The 20,486-nt window shown below is 44.7% G+C and carries 18 protein-coding genes; 15 read left to right on the top strand and 3 right to left on the bottom strand.

Going from position 1 to position 20,486, the window contains the following annotated elements:
- The first annotated feature begins 334 nt into the window (after positions 1-334).
- From metA to ACROAE_RS10130, 15 genes are all read left to right on the top strand, one after another.
- On the top strand, positions 335-1,282 hold the full coding sequence (metA, locus tag ACROAE_RS10200; protein WP_432401366.1) for a homoserine O-succinyltransferase MetA: 948 nt from the start codon (positions 335-337) through the stop codon (positions 1,280-1,282).
- Between the two features lie 338 nt (positions 1,283-1,620).
- Positions 1,621-2,811 (top strand): thiolase family protein, encoded by a 1,191-nt coding sequence (locus ACROAE_RS10195; RefSeq protein ID WP_432401364.1) that lies wholly within the window; start codon positions 1,621-1,623, stop codon positions 2,809-2,811.
- Positions 2,812-3,031: 220 nt separating this feature from the next.
- A complete protein-coding gene (locus tag ACROAE_RS10190; RefSeq protein ID WP_432401362.1) occupies positions 3,032-4,525 on the top strand; it encodes a CoA-acylating methylmalonate-semialdehyde dehydrogenase in 1,494 nt (497 codons plus the stop codon).
- A gap of 190 nt (positions 4,526-4,715) precedes the next feature.
- Positions 4,716-5,873 (top strand): acyl-CoA dehydrogenase family protein, encoded by a 1,158-nt coding sequence (locus ACROAE_RS10185; protein WP_432401360.1) that lies wholly within the window; start codon positions 4,716-4,718, stop codon positions 5,871-5,873.
- Between the two features lie 50 nt (positions 5,874-5,923).
- A complete protein-coding gene (locus ACROAE_RS10180) occupies positions 5,924-6,706 on the top strand; it encodes an enoyl-CoA hydratase (protein ID WP_432401546.1) in 783 nt (260 codons plus the stop codon).
- Entirely contained in the window at positions 6,706-7,824 is a 1,119-nt protein-coding gene (locus ACROAE_RS10175; RefSeq protein WP_432401358.1) for an enoyl-CoA hydratase/isomerase family protein, read from the top strand. The genes ACROAE_RS10180 and ACROAE_RS10175 overlap by 1 nt, the downstream gene beginning before the upstream one ends.
- Positions 7,825-7,838: 14 nt before the next feature.
- The gene (gene mmsB / locus ACROAE_RS10170; protein ID WP_432401356.1) at positions 7,839-8,738 is read left to right on the top strand and encodes a 3-hydroxyisobutyrate dehydrogenase; all 900 of its coding nucleotides are present in this window, start codon (positions 7,839-7,841) and stop codon (positions 8,736-8,738) included.
- 12 nt (positions 8,739-8,750) lie between these two features.
- Entirely contained in the window at positions 8,751-9,509 is a 759-nt protein-coding gene (locus tag ACROAE_RS10165; RefSeq protein WP_432401354.1) for an SDR family oxidoreductase, read from the top strand.
- A 135-nt stretch (positions 9,510-9,644) separates the two neighbouring features.
- Positions 9,645-9,851 (top strand): hypothetical protein, encoded by a 207-nt coding sequence (locus tag ACROAE_RS10160; RefSeq protein WP_432401544.1) that lies wholly within the window; start codon positions 9,645-9,647, stop codon positions 9,849-9,851.
- 23 nt (positions 9,852-9,874) lie between these two features.
- Entirely contained in the window at positions 9,875-10,888 is a 1,014-nt protein-coding gene (locus ACROAE_RS10155; RefSeq protein WP_432401352.1) for a DMT family transporter, read from the top strand.
- A gap of 27 nt (positions 10,889-10,915) precedes the next feature.
- Positions 10,916-11,836: a M14 family metallopeptidase gene (locus tag ACROAE_RS10150; protein ID WP_432401350.1), complete on the top strand. Its 921-nt coding sequence runs from the start codon at positions 10,916-10,918 to the stop codon at positions 11,834-11,836.
- 278 nt (positions 11,837-12,114) lie between these two features.
- Positions 12,115-13,707: an ABC-F family ATPase gene (locus ACROAE_RS10145; RefSeq protein WP_432401348.1), complete on the top strand. Its 1,593-nt coding sequence runs from the start codon at positions 12,115-12,117 to the stop codon at positions 13,705-13,707.
- A gap of 131 nt (positions 13,708-13,838) precedes the next feature.
- Complete coding sequence (locus ACROAE_RS10140) at positions 13,839-14,204, top strand: hypothetical protein (protein WP_188956682.1); 366 nt, start codon at positions 13,839-13,841, stop codon at positions 14,202-14,204.
- An 18-nt stretch (positions 14,205-14,222) separates the two neighbouring features.
- A complete protein-coding gene (locus ACROAE_RS10135) occupies positions 14,223-15,035 on the top strand; it encodes an alpha/beta fold hydrolase (RefSeq protein ID WP_432401346.1) in 813 nt (270 codons plus the stop codon).
- A 199-nt stretch (positions 15,036-15,234) separates the two neighbouring features.
- Positions 15,235-17,235 carry a methyl-accepting chemotaxis protein gene (locus ACROAE_RS10130; protein WP_432401344.1) on the top strand — a complete coding sequence of 667 codons (2,001 nt, stop codon included), beginning with the start codon at positions 15,235-15,237 and terminating at the stop codon, positions 17,233-17,235.
- 1,062 nt (positions 17,236-18,297) lie between these two features.
- Here the strand turns inward: ACROAE_RS10130 and ACROAE_RS10125 are convergent.
- From ACROAE_RS10125 to ACROAE_RS10115, 3 genes are all read right to left on the bottom strand, one after another.
- Positions 18,298-18,843, bottom strand: a complete 546-nt coding sequence (locus tag ACROAE_RS10125) for a DUF1415 domain-containing protein (protein WP_432401342.1) — start codon at positions 18,841-18,843, stop codon at positions 18,298-18,300.
- Between the two features lie 15 nt (positions 18,844-18,858).
- Positions 18,859-19,467, bottom strand: coding sequence for a LysE family translocator (locus ACROAE_RS10120; protein ID WP_432401340.1), 609 nt, complete (start codon positions 19,465-19,467; stop codon positions 18,859-18,861).
- A gap of 170 nt (positions 19,468-19,637) precedes the next feature.
- Positions 19,638-20,456: a DUF2797 domain-containing protein gene (locus ACROAE_RS10115; protein ID WP_432401338.1), complete on the bottom strand. Its 819-nt coding sequence runs from the start codon at positions 20,454-20,456 to the stop codon at positions 19,638-19,640.
- Between the last annotated feature and the right edge of the window lie 30 nt (positions 20,457-20,486).

The following is a 20,486-nucleotide window of genomic DNA, read 5'->3' as shown; positions in this document are numbered from 1 at the left end:
TTAACCTCATGATTATCAATGGCTCATAATAGGAATAACCTCGTTTGATAACAAGAGAGAAAAAAATTCAACTTAAGACGTGTAGACTTCTAGACATCCTTGTGTATGATTGATGACATCAATGAGTGCTTGTGTGACTATTGCTTATATCGCGTGTTATCAAGGTCTAGCGTTAATCTGTATCGCTAACGACATCAGCTTGGTGTGCTCAGTTAGCTTTTTTGCAGAATGCTGAAACTGTGATCGGTGAAACATATTGATTTACAGCACGTTGCCTATTTATTTATCACTACACACATGGTCTGTGTTTAATTAACCCAAAAAGGTGAGTCGTATGCCGGTTCGAATTCCAGATAATCTTCCCGCAGCAGGTATTTTAGAGTCAGAAAATATTTTCGTGATGTCTGAAACCCGCGCCGCCAATCAGGACATTCGTCCGATGCGGGTGCTGATCTTGAATTTAATGCCAAACAAAATTGAGACCGAAACTCAATTGCTGCGATTGTTGGGTAATACGCCATTGCAGGTTGGAGTTGATTTGCTGCGTATTCACGACAAAGAATCAAAGCATACCTCAGTCGACCACATGAATACTTTTTACCGTGATTTTGAAGAGGTCCGTCATAACAATTATGACGGCTTAATCATTACCGGCGCACCGCTTGGACAAATCGATTTTAAAGATGTGGTGTACTGGGATCATATTCGCGAAATTATCGACTGGTCGCAAAATCATGTCACCTCGGTACTTTTTTTATGCTGGGCGGCTCATGCTGGCTTATATCATTTGTATGGCTTAAAGCGTCAGCTACTGCAAAATAAACGCTCTGGCGTATTTAATCACAGTCGCACCAGCGACCCACACCCGTTGTTGCGTGGTTTTGACGATGAATTTTATGCGCCGCACTCACGATTTGCTGAGATGAATGTTGAAGAGTTACGTCAACACCCAGAGGTTGAAGTGTTGGCCGAGTCTGATGAAGCCGGTGCCTATATTGCGATCAGCCGTGACAATCGTAATTTATTTGTCATGGGTCATCCTGAATATCAAAAAGACACCCTTAACGATGAATACACTCGCGATTTAGGCCAGGGATTAAATCCAGACATTCCGCAAAACTACTATCGTAATAACGACCCCGCTCAAGACCCAATAGCGCGTTGGCATAGCCATGGTAGTTTGTTAGTCAGTAATTGGCTTAATTATTATGTGTATCAGTTAACGCCGTATGACTTAAACGACATGAGCGCAAAAACACCATGGGAAAACAAAAAACCATAATCAGCCACTCATAATCCAAAAGCCGTCATACCTTAAGGTATCGCGGCTTTTTTTGTTTTTAACCACAATAACCTCTTATTATAAACCTCAGTAGACTAAAGTTTAACCTTGGCTATAATCACTAGCGCGACCAAGGTGGCCTGTATTTTATATCAATATAAACAGAATGTTATCTAGAATTTCATCTCGTTTTCTATCAAGTGTAAATCTGCAATGACAACCGCATCTGATTAACATCACATTTTTGACCATTTTTTACTTGCTTTACGTTAGCGTCAACGTCAAAGTGGTGTGATATTGTTTTTGATATTTTCTATGCGTACAAAATTGGAGTGGTTATGAGTACAGAGCAAACAGGTCAAGATATCGTTATTGTTGCCGCGAAACGTACACCAATGGGTGGGTTTCAGGGTGCACTGTCTGAGGTCGCTTCTCCAGTATTAGCGGCTGCCGCGATTAAAGGCCTTTTGGCACAAACTGGCATAAGCGGCGACAGCGTAGATGAAGTGCTAATGGGCTGTGTATTGCCCGCGGGGTTGGGTCAAGCACCCGCTCGACAGGCAACATTGGGTGCAGGCTTGCCATTAAGCGTTGGCGCAACAACAGTAAACAAAGTGTGTGGCTCAGGTATGAAAACCGTGATGTTAGCGCACGATTTAATTAAAGCTGGCAGCAGCCAAGTGGTTGTTGCGGGCGGCATGGAAAGCATGAGCCAAGCGCCATACTTACTCGACAAAGCCCGTGGTGGGATGCGTATGGGCCATGGCAAAGTAATGGACCATATGTTTTTAGATGGTCTTGAAGATGCTTATACCGGCGGTGCAATGGGCACTTTTGCCCAGAAAACTGCCGATGACTTTGGCCTAACGCGTGAGCAAATGGATGCTTTTGCATTAAGCTCACTCGAAAAAGCCAATGCAGCGATTAACTCTGGCGCATTTAAAGACGAAGTCGTGCCTGTCACCATAAGTACCCGTCGTGGCGACGTGACGGTTGAGATAGATGAACAGCCGGGTAATGCCCGCCCTGAAAAAATCCCCACGTTACGCCCAGCATTTACCAAAGACGGCACCATTACCGCAGCTAACTCAAGTTCAATTTCAGATGGCGCCGCAGCATTAATGTTAATGACTCGCGCTAAAGCAAGCGAATTAGGTTTAACCGTTATGGCCACCATTAAAGGCCACACCACCCACTCACAAGAACCATCGTTGTTCACAACGGCTCCAGTAGGCGCAATGCAAAAACTGTTCGAAAAAGTGCAGTGGAGCAAAGATGACGTCGACCTTTATGAAATTAACGAAGCATTTGCCATGGTGACCATGCTAGCAATATCTGAGTTAGGGTTAGACGCCAACAAAGTCAACATTAACGGCGGTGCATGTGCTTTAGGTCATCCAATTGGTTGTTCGGGCGCACGTTTGTTAGTCACATTGATTTATGCGTTAAAAGCTCAAGGGCTTAAGCGTGGTGTTGCCTCGCTTTGTATTGGCGGCGGCGAAGCCACAGCCATGGCGATTGAGGTTTAAGCAAGCTAGACAAGATTAAGCTAGACAAGATTAAATTAGACAAGACTATGTAAGACTAAGTTTAAAAAGATTAAGTTCGACAAGACCACTGTACAGGTAGAGGCAAATGCAGCCACATAACATGTGAGACTGACAAGCAAAATAATCGCATCACCTGTGCAGTCACTCAATACGAGTGGGCCTAGCTCACTAACGATATTCAAGGATCGAGGGAAGCAACATGATCACACAAGTTAAGCATTACATTGATGGCGAATTCACTTTTGGCAGCGGCGATCGCAATATCGATGTGACCAACCCAGCTAATAACAGCGTTATCGCAAAAATTAATTGCGCGACAACAGCAGAAGTCGAATTGGCTATTCACAGCGCCAAAGAAGCGTTTAAGACCTGGAAAGAAGTGCCTGTGTCTGAGCGTGCGCGCGTCATGTTGCGTTACCAACATTTGCTCAAAGAACATCACGACGAATTAGCGACCATTTTGGCGCAAGAAACCGGTAAAACATTTGAAGACGCTAAAGGCGATGTATGGCGCGGCATTGAAGTCGCTGAGCATGCCTGTAATGTTGCATCGTTAATGATGGGCGAAACCGTTGAAAACGTCGCGCGTAATATCGATACCTACAGCTATACACAACCGCTTGGCGTGTGTGCGGGTATTACCCCGTTTAACTTTCCTGCCATGATCCCATTATGGATGTTCCCGTTATCGATTGCCTGCGGTAACACCTTTATTTTAAAACCGTCTGAACAAGATCCAATGACGCCACAGCGTTTAGTTGAATTGTTTGTTGAAGCGGGTGCGCCAAAAGGCGTGTTGCAGCTTATTCATGGCGACAAAACCGCCGTTGATATTTTGTTAAGAGATCCAGCCATTAAAGCGATTTCATTTGTCGGTTCAGTGGGCGTTGGTCAATACATTTATAAAACAGGTACTGACAATCTAAAACGTGTGCAAGCCTTTGCGGGTGCTAAAAACCACTGCGTGATCATGCCTGATGCAAACAAGCAGCAAGTGATCAACAACATGGTCGGCGCTTCGGTTGGCGCTGCAGGTCAACGCTGTATGGCCATTTCAGTGGCAGTATTTGTCGGTAAAGCTAAAGAGTGGATCCCTGAGTTAAAAGAGGCGCTTGCCAAAGTGCGTCCAGGTTTATGGGATGACAAAGACGCCGCTTACGGCCCTGTCATCAGCCCTGCAGCCAAAGAGCGCGTGTTAAAACTCATCGCCCAGGGCAAAGCAGAAGGTGCCGATTGCTTACTCGATGGTAGCGACTTTACCCTTGAAGGTTATGAGTCTGGTAACTGGGTTGGTCCAACTATGTTCACCAATGTCACTACCGACATGAGCATTTACAAAGAAGAGATTTTTGGCCCTGTACTGTGTTGTATGGAAGCTGAAACATTAGACGATGCGATTGAGCTTGTGAACAACAGCCCATACGGCAACGGCACGTCAATCTTTACTGCATCAGGCGGCGCAGCGCGTAAGTACCAACATGAAATTGAAGTGGGTCAAGTGGGCATTAACGTGCCTATCCCTGTGCCATTACCGTTCTTCTCATTTACCGGTTGGAAAGGCAGTTTCTATGGCGACCAACACGCCTATGGTAAGCAAGCGGTGCGTTTTTGCACTGAAACTAAAACCATCACCACTCGTTGGTTTGACTCAGAAGCCGTTAGCGGCCCTAACATGAGCATTAACTTAAAATAAGTGTGCTGTGATGAGTCACCATTTGTCGCGATACATCATCGATATATCGCGACAATCTAATCGAAATACAACAAGACTATCTTGATTCACACCATTGTTTTCCCTTACATAATGGCCAAGCAACTTAAGCTGCAGTGAGCAAGTGACTAAATGACCCAAGAGTCATCTAAGACAATATTAGGAGTCCAGCATGGATTTTAATTTAAACGAAGACCAACGCCAATTTGCTGATTTAGCTCGTCAATTCTCAGCCGAAGAACTTGCGCCATTTGCTGCAAAATGGGACGAAGAACATCACTTTCCTAAAGACGTGATACAAAAAGCCGGAGAGCTGGGTTTCTGTTCTTTGTACTCGCCAGAGTCAGAAGGCGGCATGGGCTTATCTCGTTTAGATGCGTCAATTATTTTTGAAGAATTAGCCCACGGTTGTACCGCTACAACAGCCATGTTAACCATTCATAATATGGCGACCTGGATGGTGACCACCTGGGGCACCGAAACCTTACGTAAACAATGGTCAGAAGGCTTAACCACAGGGCAATTATTAGCATCTTACTGTTTAACTGAGCCAGGTGCTGGCAGTGATGCAGCATCGTTGCAAACCAAAGCCGTGCGTGATGGTGATGATTATCTCATTACCGGTTCAAAAATGTTTATCTCTGGTGCCGGTGAAACTGAATTGCTCGTGGTGATGTGCCGTACCGGCGAAGCAGGCCCTAAAGGGATTTCTGCCATTGCGGTGCCAGCTGATGCTGCTGGAGTCACTTATGGTAAAGCGGAAGATAAAATGGGCTGGAATGCTCAACCTACAAGACTGATCAGCTTTGAAAACGTGCGCGTGCCTGCCGCTAACTTACTCGGTGAAGAAGGCCAGGGTTTTACTTTTGCCATGAAAGGGCTCGACGGCGGACGCATCAATATTGCCACATGTTCAATTGGTACTGCGCAGGCCGCATTAACGCGCGCGACACAATACATGAACGAGCGTAAGCAATTTGGCAAACCGTTAGCGGCGTTCCAAGCACTGCAATTTAAATTAGCCGACATGGCAACAGAGTTGGTTGCTGCCCGCCAAATGGTGCGTTTAGCGGCATTTAAACTCGACACCCAAGACCCAGAAGCCAGCGCCTATTGCGCCATGGCCAAACGCTTTGCGACCGATGTAGGTTTTCAAGTATGTGACGGCGCGCTGCAAATCCATGGTGGTTACGGTTATATCCGCGAGTATCCGCTTGAGCGTCACTTCCGCGATGTGCGCGTGCATCAGATTTTAGAAGGCACTAACGAAATTATGCGCCTGATTATTGCTCGTCGTTTACTTGCCAGTGATGCTCACCCAATTCTGTAATGCGTTGATACTCTCGCGACTCACTAGCCCTAAACTAAGGACAGTAAATGATGACAACCCACACCGCATTAATTGAGCATATTATTGGTCACACGGCCATTTTGACGCTTAACAACCCGCCAGCCAATACCTGGACAGCAGACAGCTTACAGTTATTAAAGCAAACCATTATCAAGCTGAATCAAAATAAAGATATTTATGCCTTAGTGATCACAGGTCAAGGTGAAAAGTTCTTTTCAGCAGGTGCCGATTTAAATTTATTTGCCGATGGCGATAAAGGCAATGCAGCGACCATGGCAAAACATTTTGGCGAAGCCTTTGAAACTTTAAGTTCGTTTCGTGGTGTGTCCATTGCCGCCATTAACGGTTACACCATGGGTGGTGGCCTAGAGGTCGCGTTAGCCTGCGATTTACGCATTGCCGAAGCCCAAGCGCAAATGGCACTGCCTGAAGCTACCGTGGGATTACTACCTTGTGCAGGTGGCACGCAAAACCTCACCGCATTAGTGGGTGAAGGCTGGGCAAAACGCATGATTTTATGTGGCGAACGTATTGATGCTGCTAAAGCAGAAAAAATTGGCCTAGTTGAAGAAGTAGTCGAAAAAGGCCAGGCACTAGATGCTGCCGTTGCCTTAGCTGCCAAAGTCGCTAAACAGTCACCGAGTAGTGTAAGTGTGTGTAAAACTTTAATTCAAGCTGGGCGATACATGCCGCGCACTCAAGCCCTGCCGCTTGAGCGCGAATTGTTTGTCGGGCTATTTGATACTGAAGATCAAGCTGAAGGTGTGAACGCCTTTTTACAAAAACGCGCCGCAATCTGGAAGAACTGCTAATGACTCAAGATGTAATATTTCAAACACTCGGCACACTCTCTGGCCAATCAATTGGCATTGTGACCCTTAATATTGAAAAAGCGCTCAATGCGTTAACCCTCGATATGGTTGCCGCGATGCAAACTCAATTAACCCACTGGCAAAACGACGACAGCATTGCGTGTGTGGTGCTACAAGGTGCGGGCGAAAAAGCATTTTGCGCTGGTGGAGATGTGCGTGCTATTTACCATGCATCTATTGCTAATCCCAACACCATTACCGATGAAGCGTGTGGTTTCTTTACCCAAGAATACCAGCTGGATTACTTACTCCATCAGTTTGGTAAACCCGTTTTAGTGTGGGGCGACGGTATTGTCATGGGTGGCGGTTTAGGCTTAATGGCCGGCGGCAGTCATCGTATTGTGACTGAGCGCAGTCGAATCGCGATGCCAGAAGTCACCATTGGTTTATATCCTGATGTCGGTGGCAGTTACTTTTTAAACCGCATGCCAGGCAAAACCGGGCTATTTTTAGGCCTTACCGCCTACAACATGAACGCCGCCGATGCCTTATATGTTGAGTTGGGAAATCATTATCTACCGAGCGATGAACAAGAGCCATTGTTCGACGCCATGGCTGAGCTTAACTGGAGCCAAGACAGTCAGCGTAATCATCAGTTGTTAAGTGATTTACTCACCACGATGACTGAGCCGCATTTAGCAACGCTACCAGACAGTCACTTACAGCAATTTCAAACTCAAATCGATTTATTAATGGCGGGCGATATTTTAGATGTTCATCATCAATTATCGACCTTAAATACTGAGCTTGAATGGCTACAACGAGCCCAGAAAACCGCCTTAGCGGGTAGCCCAATCAGCTGGCATTTAATTTTTGCTCAAGCCCAATTAGGCACTGAACTCAGTTTAGCGCAATGTTTTCAATGGGAGCTTGGTGTCAGCGTGAATTGTTGCTCAATAGGGGATTTTTGCGAAGGGGTTCGGGCGTTACTGATTGATAAAGACCGCCAACCTAAATGGTTATTTAGCGATGTTGAAGCCGTAGAACAAAGCCGAATAGACCAACTGACCACATCCCCTTGGGACGCCAAAAACCACCCATTAGCTGACTTTACTTAATAAGGATTATTATCATGGCAACTGTAGCATTTATTGGTTTAGGTAACATGGGCGGCCCGATGGCGGTCAATTTAATTAAAGCCGGCATGACCGTGACTGTATTTGATTTAAATCCGCTCGCAGTCGAAGCGTTAACCTCACAAGGTGCACTCAGTGCTAAAACGGCTTGCGGCGCAGCAGCATCAGCAGACTTTGTGATTACCATGTTGCCTGCAGGCAAGCATGTACGGGGTTTATATATTGGTGATGACAATAATAAAGGCCTGCTTGATGTGGTCTCTAAACAGACATTATTAATTGATTGTTCGACCATCGATGCCGACAGTGCACGTTTAGTGGGCGCAAAAGCTGCCGAAAAAGGCCTTGAATTTATGGATGCGCCGGTATCTGGCGGTACCGCAGGCGCAGCAGCAGGTACCTTGACCTTTATATGTGGCGGCTCAGATGTCGCCTACACTCAAGCGCAAACCGTATTAACGGTCATGGGCGGCAATATTTTCCATGCGGGTGCTGTGGGTGCAGGGCAAATTGCCAAGATTTGTAATAACATGTTGTTATCTGTGTTAATGGTCGGCACTAGCGAATCATTACAATTAGGTTTAGATAATGGCTTAGATCCTAAAGTGTTGTCTGATATCATGAAAGTCAGCAGCGGCGGTAACTGGACACTCGAAAAGTACAATCCATGTCCAGATGTGATGGAAAACGTGCCGTCGTCGAAAGGGTATCAAGGCGGCTTTATGGTCGACCTCATGGTAAAAGATTTAGGCTTGTCGCAAGAGGCGGCATTAGCCTCTAACTCGAGCACACCGATGGGCTCACTTGCACGCAGTTTGTATATTAACCATGCGCGTCAAGGCAATGGCAGTCGTGATTTTTCGAGTATTTTTGAACAGTTTTCAAAGAAAAAATAAAGGATTCAGTTGATGGAATTAAAAGATAAGGTTGTCGTCATTACTGGCGGAGCAGGTGGTTTAGGTCTGGCGATGGCCCATGATTTAGCTGCCAAAGGGGCTAAATTGGCGCTTATCGATGTTGACCAAACTAAGCTCGAGCAAGCTTGTGCTGATTTAGGCACGACAACTGAAGTACAAGGTTATGCGTTAGACATTACCGACGAAGAAGATGTTGTGGCGGGCTTTAAGTATATCGTTGAAGACTTTGGCCAAGTAAATGTGCTTATCAATAACGCGGGCATTTTACGTGATGGCTTAATGGTTAAAGCCAAAGATGGCGTTGTCACCGACCGTATGTCGTATCAGCAGTTTCAATCGGTTATCAATGTTAACTTAACCGGCAGTTTTTTATGTGGCCGTGAAGCCGCGGCTGCCATGATTGAAACCAAGCAAGCAGGAGTGATCATTAACATCTCTAGTCTGGCTAAATCGGGCAACATGGGTCAATCAAATTATTCAGCGTCTAAAGCCGGTGTTGCCGCGATGTCTGTTGGCTGGGCTAAAGAGTTAGCGCGATACAACATCCGCAGCGCTGCTGTGGCGCCGGGTGTGATTGCCACTGAAATGACCGCGGCCATGAAGCCAGAGGCATTAGAGCGTTTAGAGAAAATGGTGCCAGTAGGGCGGCTAGGTCAACCTGAAGAAATCGCATCAACGGTTCGCTTTATCATTGAAAATGATTATGTAAACGGCCGTGTATTTGAAATTGACGGCGGTATTCGCTTATAGAACAGTGGTATTGGGTTTACAGTTTGTTATGATGCTGTCACGCCGAGCTAATACAATGTGTATTAGCTCGGCGTGACTTTTTTACTTTTAGGGATTAATCACGTGGCAAAACTCGAACTCATACTCAAAAAAATCATGCTTATCGTGGGGATCCTAGGCGTGGTGATTATTTATGGCGGCTTTTTGTATCTGCTGTTTTCGGGGCGATCCACCGCTGCATTGCCGTGGTTCTTACTGATCTCTCCATGGATTTGTGTGTATTTTGGCTTGAGTCACGTACAACAGGTGGCGGTGATCAGCTGGTTTGCGAGTAAATTCAGCTTTAGAAAGTCATCTAAGTAACTCACTATCAGTAAGGTTAACTTATGGTTTCTGCCACGCCGCTATCTCGCACCGCACTGACATGTTATACCTTAATCGCATTAATCGCGTTTGCGGCTAACTCAGTATTTTGTCGGCTTGCATTGTCAAATGAACAGGCTGTGCCACTCATTGACCCAAGCAGTTTCACCGCCATCAGATTAGCATCTGGTGCATTGATGTTGGCCTTATTGATGCTGCTGACTTCGGCAAAAGGGCGAACAACACAAAAACCAGCAAAAGAAAACCCAACAACAGAAGGCCTAGCAACAAAACATCAATTGCCAATACAAGCCCATGGCAGTTATTTAGCCGCAGGCCTGTTGTTTGTGTATGCCATTGGTTTTTCGTACGCGTATGTCCTGCTAGACACTGCAACTGGGGCATTAGTCTTATTTGCCGCCGTACAAATTAGCATGATGTTTATCAGTTATTTGCAAGGTCATAGACTGAATTTTCTTGAGATAACTGGTGCGCTAGTGGCGTTTGCAGGCTTTGGCTATTTAGTGTGGCCGAGCCTCAGCCTTGGCAGTGAGACATTATCAATCACCGGCTTAGTGCTCATGGCGATAAGTGGTTGCGCCTGGGGCGGCTATACGTTGTTAGGTAAGGGCACTGTTAAGCCATTATTTGCTACAGGTTACAATTTTATTCGCACCTTACCCTTAGTATTGTTGATGCTTGCCAGCGTATGGTTATTATCGATGTTAATGCCCGTCGAACCAATGCAATCAGAATCGGCACAGCTAGCATTTCAATTAAGCACTCAAGGGATTGTGCTGGCGATACTTTCTGGTGCGTTGGCCTCGGGTGTGGGCTATGCGTTATGGTATCAAGCGCTTAGAGGACTCAGTGCCAATCATGCCGCAGTATTACAACTTTCTGTGCCTGTGATTGCCGCAATAGGTGGCGTCATCTTTGTCGGCGAGCAAATCAGTGTTCATCTTATTATTTGCACCAGTATTATTTTGTTTGGTATTGCCCTGGTGATTTTCGCCAAAACAAAATCTAACTCATAAACATTAATTAAAAATAAAAGAGGTTTCATGACAGATTCGACTGTATACCCAATAGGCACACCGGGACAAAAATGGACCGATGCTGAGAAAGCCCAATGGTTAGCACAAGTTACCATCAAACGTTCATACCAAGATGAAGTGGTCAGTAAATTAATTCCACTGGCAAGCGAGTTTGAGCAAGTGAAATACGGCGCATTATCTTATGACGCTGACAAGTATCCGTTATTTGGCTTTAAGTCGCACAACTGGGACAGCAACAAAAAGACCATTTTAGTGACAGGTGGCGTGCACGGTTACGAAACCAGTGGCGTACATGGCGCTATTCAATTTTTAGCCACTAAAGCCAAGTATTACAGTCAGTATTTTAATGTCGCTGTGGCGCCGTGTGTCAGCCCATGGGGTTATGAGACTATTAACCGTTGGAACCCACGAGCGATAGATCCTAATCGCTCTTTTTACGCTAACAGTCCAGCAGAAGAGTCAGCAGCATTAATGGCATTTGTCGCCACGTTAGGCGAAGTGTATGCCCACATTGATTTACATGAAACCACCGACACAGATGAGTTAGAGTTCAGGCCGTTATTGTCTGCTCGTGATGGTGTTGAGTACGATAAAGGCGTTATTCCTGACGGATTTTATTTGGTTGGTGACAGTGATAACCCAACCCCTGAGTTCCAAAAAGCTATTATCGATTCTGTGGCCAAAGTGACCCACATTGCCCCAGATGATAATGGCCAATTAATTGAAGTACCGATTGAACAGTTTGGGGTGATTAATTATCCGGTTAAAAAGCTGAGCTTATGTGCTGGTATCACGTTGAATCATTTCAATACCACCACCGAAGTGTACCCAGACAGCCCACATGTCACGACGCAACAATGTAACGATGCGCAAGTGGCGGCAATTACAGGTGGCTTAGATTACATTGTGAATTATTTGCAGGGTTAACAAAGTCGTTAAATTGTAAATGCTTTGCTGTTGCGTTTTTTTATTGCATCAACAGCAAAGCATTATGATTGGGTTTAGGTTGATAAATAGGCCAATAATCCTTACAATGTCGCGCTTTATATCTACCCCTTCGGCGATGCCGTATATCAGTTTAAATCTCACTATTATTTGCTTAGCATTTGGTTAAGAGCGGACTTGAGTAATACAGATGTCAACTCGAGCGATTAAGCTATAATGTGATATCGGTTTAAACACACAACACGATTTGGAATTTCATTTTGATTACAACAGCTAACATCACAATGCAGTTTGGCGCTAAGCCACTGTTTGAAAATCTCTCTGTCAAATTTGGTGGCGGTAATCGCTACGGTTTAATTGGCGCGAATGGTTGTGGTAAATCCACCTTTATGAAAATCCTTGCCGGTGATTTAGAGCCTTCAAGCGGTAACGTGTCGTTAGACGTTAACGAGCGCATGGGTAAACTAAACCAGGACCAGTTTGCATACGAAGCCTTTTCTGTCGTAGACACTGTGATCATGGGACACCGTGAATTATGGAAAGTGAAGCAAGAGCGTGACCGCATTTATTCACTGCCTGAAATGACCGAAGAAGACGGCATTAAAGTAGCTGATCTTGAAATGGAATTTGCTGAAATGGACGGTTACACCGCTGAATCTCGCGCGGGTGACTTACTATTAGGCGTCGGTATTGCTACCGAGCAACATTTTGGTTTAATGAGCGAAATCGCCCCAGGTTTTAAATTACGAGTCTTGCTAGCGCAAGCCCTGTTTTCTGACCCAGATTTATTACTCCTAGACGAACCAACCAACAACTTGGACATCGACACCATTCGTTGGTTACAAGATATGTTGAACCAACGTAATAGCACCATGATCATCATCTCGCATGACCGTTATTTCTTAAACTCAGTGTGTACCCACATGGCTGACTTAGATTACGGTGAACTGCGCGTATTCCCTGGTAACTACGACGAATACATGATGGCTGCACAACAGTCGCGTGAACGCTTAATGAGCGACAATGCGAAGAAGAAAGCACAAATTGCTGAGCTACAAACCTTCGTTGCGCGTTTCTCGGCTAACGCATCTAAAGCGAAACAAGCCACATCGCGTGCAAAACAGATTGATAAAATTAAGCTTGATGACATTAAAGCCTCTAGCCGTGTTAACCCGTTTATCCGTTTCGAACAAGAAAAGAAATTGTTCCGTAATGCATTGATTGTTGAAAACCTTGCCAAAGGATACGACACACCTTTGTTCAGCAAATTTGATCTTATGGTCGAAGTGGGTGAGCGCATTGCAATTCTAGGTCAAAACGGTGTGGGTAAAACCACCTTGTTACGTACCCTAGTGCATGACATTCCGCAGGATGAAGGCACCATTCATTGGTCTGAAAATAATAACATTGGTTATTACGCTCAGGATCATGAAGCCGATTTTGCTAACGACATGACCTTGTTCGAATGGATGAGCCAATGGCGTAAAGAAAACGATGATGATCAATCTGTACGTGGCATTTTAGGCCGCATGCTGTTTGGTGCAGACGACATTAAAAAGTCGGTTAAAGTGTTATCGGGTGGTGAAAAGGGCCGTATGTACTTCGGTAAACTTATCATGCAAAAGCCAAACATTTTATTACTCGACGAACCCACCAACCACATGGATATGGAATCGATTGAGTCATTGAACAACGCCTTAGAGAAATACGAAGGGACGTTAATGTTCGTATCGCATGACCGTGCATTTGTATCGTCGCTGGCGACACGTATCCTTGAAGTCACGCCACAAGGCATTAATGACTTTAAAGGCACTTACGATGAGTTCCTAGCAAGCAAAGGTATTGAAGGTTAAGTTGATTCGCTTTCAACCAAGTAATTGATGAAAGCCCTGAACTTATGTTCGGGGCTTTTTTTATATTATTGATTTAAGAGCATGAATATCAATATACTCAAGCTATTAAACGATTACAGGCAGATAAATACATGAGCATCACCCTCGAACAAGCATCTAGTACCTTGAATGAACTCAAATGTCGTACTAATTTTAATATTAAGAATGTCACCGAATACATGTTGCCAGAGCTCAAAGAACCGGTTTATGTGCATGTTGAAGGTAAAATTCCGTTGCTGATAATCCGTCCAGCATTTGAAGTCTTTTCAACTGAGCTTGCCACCATTGACGGTGTACACGCTAAATACGATTATTATCACAATGCACAAATGACACGTTTTCCGACAAGGCAATACAAAGGCTTAAATGAAACCCACTACGGATTAGCATTTAGATTTGATAATGTTGAAGCCATCAAACTGTTTATTAATCGATTAATCGAAATCGTAAAAGGATAAGTAGGAGATTACCTCGCCATGACAGAACAATTTAATATCAATCAGTTTAATTGTTCCATTAGCGGTAAAGGCCAAAGCCTAGTGTGGGCCCACGGTTTATGTGGCTGTATGCAAAGCGAAGATGCTATTGGCGTATACGCATGGCATCGATTTCCTAAAAAACTCCAACTTATTCGTTACGACGCCATTGGCCATGGTTTATCCACCCAAAGCCAGTCTGTTGATGACTATCTTTGGCCAAACCTAGCCACAGACATGCTCCGTGTCGCTGATCATTACCGCGCGGCAACACCGCTTATTTTAGGCGGCCAATCTATGGGAAGTGCCACCAGTTTGTATGCGGCATTAGCCCATCCCGAAAAGGTTAAAGGCCTGGTGTTAATGACGCCTCCCATAGGCTGGCAAGCCCGGGCTGCACAAGTCGATTATTACCATAAAATAGCCAAAGCTGCGCGGATATTAGGTGGTAAGGGCCTTGCAAAAATGAATGCTAAGCATATCGATAAAATGTTGCCTAGCTGGTTAATCGATGCTCACAAACACAGCGTGTTAGGCATGCTAGATGGCTTGAAGTTGATGAAACGCCAAACATTACATCAACTCTTTACTGCAGCGGCCCACAATGATTTACCCACCACAGCGCAACTTGCCAGTATTGATGTTCCGACACTTATTTTGGCCTGGGAAGGCGATGCCGCCCATCCCATCGACAGTGCCATTACCTTAAAAAAGTGGCTGCCTAATGCCACATTACACATCGCTAACGCAATGGACGATGTTAATGAATGGCCGGCATTAATCAGCGAGTTTTGTCTCGCATTAGAGCAATAGTGTGGCTGTGATAACTAATACCTAATACCTAATAATAGGTAACTTACTCATAATTAATATGAGGTTAGCTAATTTAGCTGTGAGCAATGTCTGAGTTTGATTTATTTGTAATACAAAAATAAATCATATCAGTTAACCTCAGTCGTACTATTATTGTATTCAGATATATTGTACTCACCTATAATTAAAAAGGATTTTTATGAATTGGCAATGGATAAGTAACCTTAAAATTTCGCGTAAGCTTGCTTTGCTTGTATTGCCACCCTTGCTCACCAGTATCTTATTTGGTGGCATGTATGTGAGTAATCATTACCGCACCCAGCAGCAACTTCAGTTAGTGATAGAACTATCAAATGTCGCCATTATTAATAGTGCGCTGGTGCACGAGCTGCAAAAAGAGCGCGGCATGAGCGCTGGTTTCATTGGGTCAAAAGGGCAATCATTTAAAGACGATTTGCCTGAGCAGCGTGGTCAAACCGATAGCCAAATCAACCGCTTTAAACAATTTGCTCAGCAAGATGACTTCCCTATTCAATTGCAAGCGACTTACGATCAAGTTGCCTCATCATTAATTCAACTAAAAACGATGCGAGACAAGGTTAGCAGCCTCACGGTTACCGTGCCTGAACAAGTCGGTTATTACACTCAAATGAACACGCTATTACTGTCGATGGTCGACGAAGCCGCGAGCCAAAGCCAAGACAGCGAACTGTCAATGCGCCTCAAAGCGTTTGCGGCTTATTTACAGTTAAAAGAGCGTGCAGGGATAGAGCGGGCCGTATTAAGTACCACATTTGGTAACAGCGAGTTTGCCCCGGGTTTATTCCGTAAATTTGTCACTTTAGTGGCAGAGCAGCAAACCTATGCCGAGCGATTTATCGCAGCGGCTAATATCAGTAATATAAACGCCTTTAAACAAGCGCAGCAAAGCAGTGCCATGGCAGATGTACAAGCTTTACGAGAACTGGCTTTTACACAAGACGCCTCAGCCATGTTGGCGCAAAACCCAGAAGAGTGGTTTAAAACATCAACAGCCCGCATAGCAATACTAACAGCACTTGAAAAACAATTTGGTGATGATTTAACACAGCTTAGCCACGACAAACTGACTAATGCAACTCAGCAGATGTACTACACCGCGTTACTCTTACTGCTCGCATTAGTGTTTGTCATTGTAATGAGCCTGAGTGTGTCGGGTTATTTACATCGCAGTTTAAGCGTATTGCACAAGCAAATGCTCCATGCCGGCACTCAATTTGATTTAACCACCCGTTTACCTCATCAATCTGAAGACGAATTTGGCCAAATTTCAATAGCGTTTAACCAAATGATGGCCGAGTTTGAAGACATCATTACCCAGGTGCGCGTCAATGCCGTTAATCTGGTTAATGCTGTTGAGCAAATGAACGGTTATACACGCTCATTGCAAACCGATGTGCTACAAGGTTCATCAGAAGCAGAGCAGGTCGCTTCTGCCATGACTCAGATGAGTGCAACAGTACATGAAATTGCCGCCAATGCAGTGCAGGCATCTGATGCGTCAGCCAAAGCCAACATTGAGGCCAAAAGCGGCGAAAATGATGTCAGTAAAACCGGTGATGCTATTCAACTGTTAGCCAATGAAATAGCAGATGCTGCAGAAGCTATAGGCCGTTTAGATACAGATGTGCAAAGCATTGTGACCATACTTGATGTGATTAGCTCCATTGCAGAACAAACCAATTTATTAGCACTAAATGCTGCCATTGAAGCGGCAAGGGCCGGCGATCAAGGCCGAGGTTTTGCCGTTGTTGCTGATGAGGTTCGCACGCTCGCGCAGCGTTCACAAAGCTCAACCGAAGACATTAAAAACATGACCGAACGCTTAAAGTCCGGCGCAACAATAGCGGTTAGTGCCATGAAGCGAGGCCAGGCGCAGGCGCAGTTAAGCGTTGAAGAATCTAAACACGCAGGTCGTGAGCTAAAACTCATTGCTGAGCACGTTGAGGTGATAGACAACATGAATGAACAAATTGCCGCCTCAACCCATGAGCAGTCAGCTGTGGCAGAAGAAGTGAATCGCAATGCGATGAAAATTACTGAAATCTACCATCATACTCAAGAAATATCGCAACAACTCGCAGAGCTTAACGACAACTTACTCAGTGATGCCAGCAACATGTCACGCCAAGTGAGCAAGTTTACGTTATCAAAAGAGTAGAGCGTTAAGTTAAAGGCTGATAAGTCGATTGTCACGGTCCACTTCTCGAAACGGGAAAGGCCCGCTACTCCTTCATTTCGCATTTTTACACAAACAACGCCCACTACCACGTCGTTCCGGCAATGCTGTTGAGCCGGAATCCAGGTGTTGGCTTTTCGCTTGAAAGCGATAGCCAAACTCACAGATATGAGAGACAAGAAACACCTGGATCCCTGATACAAGCACTCAGGGATGACGTGCGGGTGGGGCCAAATGGCACATTTGCTCATTCGTACTCAGATTAAGCCCACTGCTTCGACTTCTGTTCATCCGTACACAAATAACGCCCACTACTTCGCCTTCTGCTCATTCGTATTCAAATAACGCCTACTACTCCGTCGTTCCGGCAATGCTTTTTAGCCGGAATCCAGGTGTTGGCTTTTCGCTTTTACAGAAGGTCCAAAGAAACACCTGGATCCCTGATACAAGCACTCAGGGATGACGTGCGGTTGGGGCCAAATGGCACATTTGCTCATTCGTACTCAGATTAAGCCCACTACTTCGACTTCAGTTCATCCGTACACAAATAACGCCCACTACTTCGCCTTCTGCTCATTCGTATTCCAATAACGCCTACTACTCCGTCGTTCCGGCAATGCTTTTTAGCCGGAATCCAGATGTTGGTGGCTTTTCGCTTGAAAGCGATAGCCAAAGTCACAGATACGAGAGACAAGAAACACCTGGATCCCTGATACAAGCACTCAGGGATGACGTGCGGGTGGGGCCAAATGGCACATTTGCTCATTCGTACTCAGATTAAGCCCACTGCTTCGACTTCTGTTCATCCGTACACAAATAACGCCCACTACTTCGCCTTCTGCTCATTCGTATTCAAACAACGTCTACTACCCCGTCGTTCCGGTAATGCTGTTGAGCCGGAATCCAGGTGTTGGCTTTATGTTTTTACAGAAGGTCAAAAGAAACACCTGAATCCCCGATTAAGGCATTCGAGGATGACATGCTAGAACCTAGAACCTAGAGTCTGTAAGCGCCGAGCGAAGCGTTTCGTAAATCGTTATCAGTCTACGATTTAGTGCAATGCTGCAATAATTTAATAAAAAACTCACTGCCTTTGCGTTCAGCAAATGCAATATTACGTTCAGGAATTGATTCGGGGTCGTTGTAGTTTGCGAGTGCTATTTCCATACTGGCTTCGCGAATGATGTGTAAGGTTGGGTAGGGTGCTCGATTGGTAAAGTTAGCGGCGCTATCTTGGGGTTCGCCTTCAAAGCAGTAGTCTGGATGAAATGTCGCGAGTTGATAAACACCTTCATAACCGTGCTCAGCTAATATCTCTGTGGCATCGTCGACCAAATCTAAATAGGCATAAAACCCTTCAAATCCACGCGGCAAAATAAACAAGGTAGTTTCAGTTTGTGGATGCTCATCAAGGTATTGGCATTCGATTATGAGTGCTTTTAATACTGCTTTTACTTTGGTTTGCTCAATAGCCACATAACGAATACTGGCACGTTCAACTTCTCTACGAGCAAACGGGCAAATATTGTATTTCATGATGACATCCACAACCCACTTTTCAGTGTGGGCGAGGCATTCATGTTGTTCCATTGATTAACCTTATCACTATATCGGTGATGATGCAGGTAACACCATCGGAATAATTGATGCCACCAATAATAATGCCATCGAAATATTAAAAATGCGCTGCTGACGTTCATTTTTCAATAAACGTTTTAGTGCAACACCAAAACTTAACCACACGATAGCACAGGGAAATGCGACACATAAAAACACACTGGCGATGGTGATGACCTGGCTGTTGAGTTCGTGCTGTACCGAGGTGAAAGTGGCTATCGCACCCACGGCCATAATCCAACCTTTTGGGTTTACCCATTGAAAGGCCGCCGCTTGAATAAAGCTAAACGGTTTACTGACTTGTTTACCTTCCATTTTGCTGCTGCTATTAGCAATTAACCAAGACAAGTAGAGTAGGTAAGCAATGCCAACCACTTTAATGACAATGTGAATAATTGGATACGCCTGAAATATTGCGCTTAGGCCTAATCCCACAGCTAAAATCATGGTTGGAAAGCCTAAACTGATCCCAAGTAAATGTGGAATACTGCGCTTAATGCCAAAGTTAACACCAGAGGTCATCAACATAATGTTGTTAGGCCCTGGTGTAATACCGGCAGAAAAGGCAAACAATGCAATGGCGAACACTAACTCCATGAATGGATCTCTTAAGCTAAGGTGCTGAGAAGCAGAATTTTAGGGGAATTTTTCTACCGAGCATAATGATATTTTTACAAATGAGTAAATTAATTAACTTATCAATCAGTGAGACTGCTGAACATAGAGAACAGCAGTCGCCACAATACTTAACCCAATGTGATGATTACTTAATAACTCACTTCAACTTCATAAGATGAAAACTTACGAATGTTAATCACCCCAGTATCAAAAATCAGGTATTGACCTTTAATGCCTTGCAATGTCCCTGTGACCTCAGCAATTTTATCAAAGTTATGTGATTTCACTTTGGTTGGAAACGCGGTAATAGGGTAGCTAATGGCCTGAATATTGGCATCTAAACGCTCGATGACAATATCTTCATGCTCTATAGCAAGGGCTTGCAGTCTATCTTCAATTAACGGAATAAGTTGCGCAGCTTGCTCAACCAGGTCAATGTCATCATTGTGACCTTTCAGCATGGCTTGCCAATGGGTTTTGTCGTTAATGAATTTGGCTAGTTCAATTTCAATTAAGCCCGACATTTTGCGCGTAGACACTTTAAAAATAGGTAAGCCCTGAGTGGCACCCTGGTCAATCCAGCGTGTAGGGATTTGCGTGTGACGCGTAATGCCGACTTTAATGCCAGAAGTATTAGACAAATAAACATAATGCGGCACAAAGCAATTTGACATGGCCCACTCTGGTTCACGGCAAGTACCTTGATCAAAGTGACAGGTTTCTGGTTTCATAATGCACATATCGCAACTGGCCAGCTTAGTCATACACACATAGCAGTGGCCTTGCGAGTAACTCTTTTTGGTTTTTTTTCCGCAGCTGCTGCAAAAAATATTACCCGTGTGAGTCATGGTAAGCGTTTTACCAATTAATGGGTTTAGCGACAAGCGCGCCTCACCGACAGGTAAATGATACTCCACCTCATGGTTGTCATTGAGGTGGGTTTTCAGTTTTGATAGCGTTCCAAACATGGTGAATCCATTTTATCGTCTTTATTTGCT

This window comes from Shewanella sp. MF05960, from assembly GCF_050849305.1.
In the GTDB taxonomy this organism is placed as follows: Bacteria; Pseudomonadota; Gammaproteobacteria; order Enterobacterales; family Shewanellaceae; genus Shewanella.
This window is presented reverse-complemented; position numbering and strand designations above follow the sequence as displayed.

Bases quoted from the DNA above. Each gene is read 5' to 3' on its own strand.
- ACROAE_RS10185 (WP_432401360.1), top strand. From the start codon at position 4,716: ATGGATTTTAATTTAAACGAAGACCAACGCCAATTTGCTGATTTAGCT.
- ACROAE_RS10125 (WP_432401342.1), bottom strand. From the start codon at position 18,843: ATGGAACAACATGAATGCCTCGCCCACACTGAAAAGTGGGTTGTGGAT.
- ACROAE_RS10190 (WP_432401362.1), top strand. From the start codon at position 3,032: ATGATCACACAAGTTAAGCATTACATTGATGGCGAATTCACTTTTGGC.
- ACROAE_RS10150 (WP_432401350.1), top strand. From the start codon at position 10,916: ATGACAGATTCGACTGTATACCCAATAGGCACACCGGGACAAAAATGG.
- ACROAE_RS10195 (WP_432401364.1), top strand. From the start codon at position 1,621: ATGAGTACAGAGCAAACAGGTCAAGATATCGTTATTGTTGCCGCGAAA.
- mmsB (WP_432401356.1), top strand. From the start codon at position 7,839: ATGGCAACTGTAGCATTTATTGGTTTAGGTAACATGGGCGGCCCGATG.
- ACROAE_RS10160 (WP_432401544.1), top strand. From the start codon at position 9,645: ATGCTTATCGTGGGGATCCTAGGCGTGGTGATTATTTATGGCGGCTTT.
- ACROAE_RS10180 (WP_432401546.1), top strand. From the start codon at position 5,924: ATGACAACCCACACCGCATTAATTGAGCATATTATTGGTCACACGGCC.
- metA (WP_432401366.1), top strand. From the start codon at position 335: ATGCCGGTTCGAATTCCAGATAATCTTCCCGCAGCAGGTATTTTAGAG.
- ACROAE_RS10130 (WP_432401344.1), top strand. From the start codon at position 15,235: ATGAATTGGCAATGGATAAGTAACCTTAAAATTTCGCGTAAGCTTGCT.
- ACROAE_RS10165 (WP_432401354.1), top strand. From the start codon at position 8,751: ATGGAATTAAAAGATAAGGTTGTCGTCATTACTGGCGGAGCAGGTGGT.
- ACROAE_RS10115 (WP_432401338.1), bottom strand. From the start codon at position 20,456: ATGTTTGGAACGCTATCAAAACTGAAAACCCACCTCAATGACAACCAT.
- ACROAE_RS10140 (WP_188956682.1), top strand. From the start codon at position 13,839: ATGAGCATCACCCTCGAACAAGCATCTAGTACCTTGAATGAACTCAAA.
- ACROAE_RS10175 (WP_432401358.1), top strand. From the start codon at position 6,706: ATGACTCAAGATGTAATATTTCAAACACTCGGCACACTCTCTGGCCAA.
- ACROAE_RS10120 (WP_432401340.1), bottom strand. From the start codon at position 19,467: ATGGAGTTAGTGTTCGCCATTGCATTGTTTGCCTTTTCTGCCGGTATT.
- ACROAE_RS10135 (WP_432401346.1), top strand. From the start codon at position 14,223: ATGACAGAACAATTTAATATCAATCAGTTTAATTGTTCCATTAGCGGT.
- ACROAE_RS10155 (WP_432401352.1), top strand. From the start codon at position 9,875: ATGGTTTCTGCCACGCCGCTATCTCGCACCGCACTGACATGTTATACC.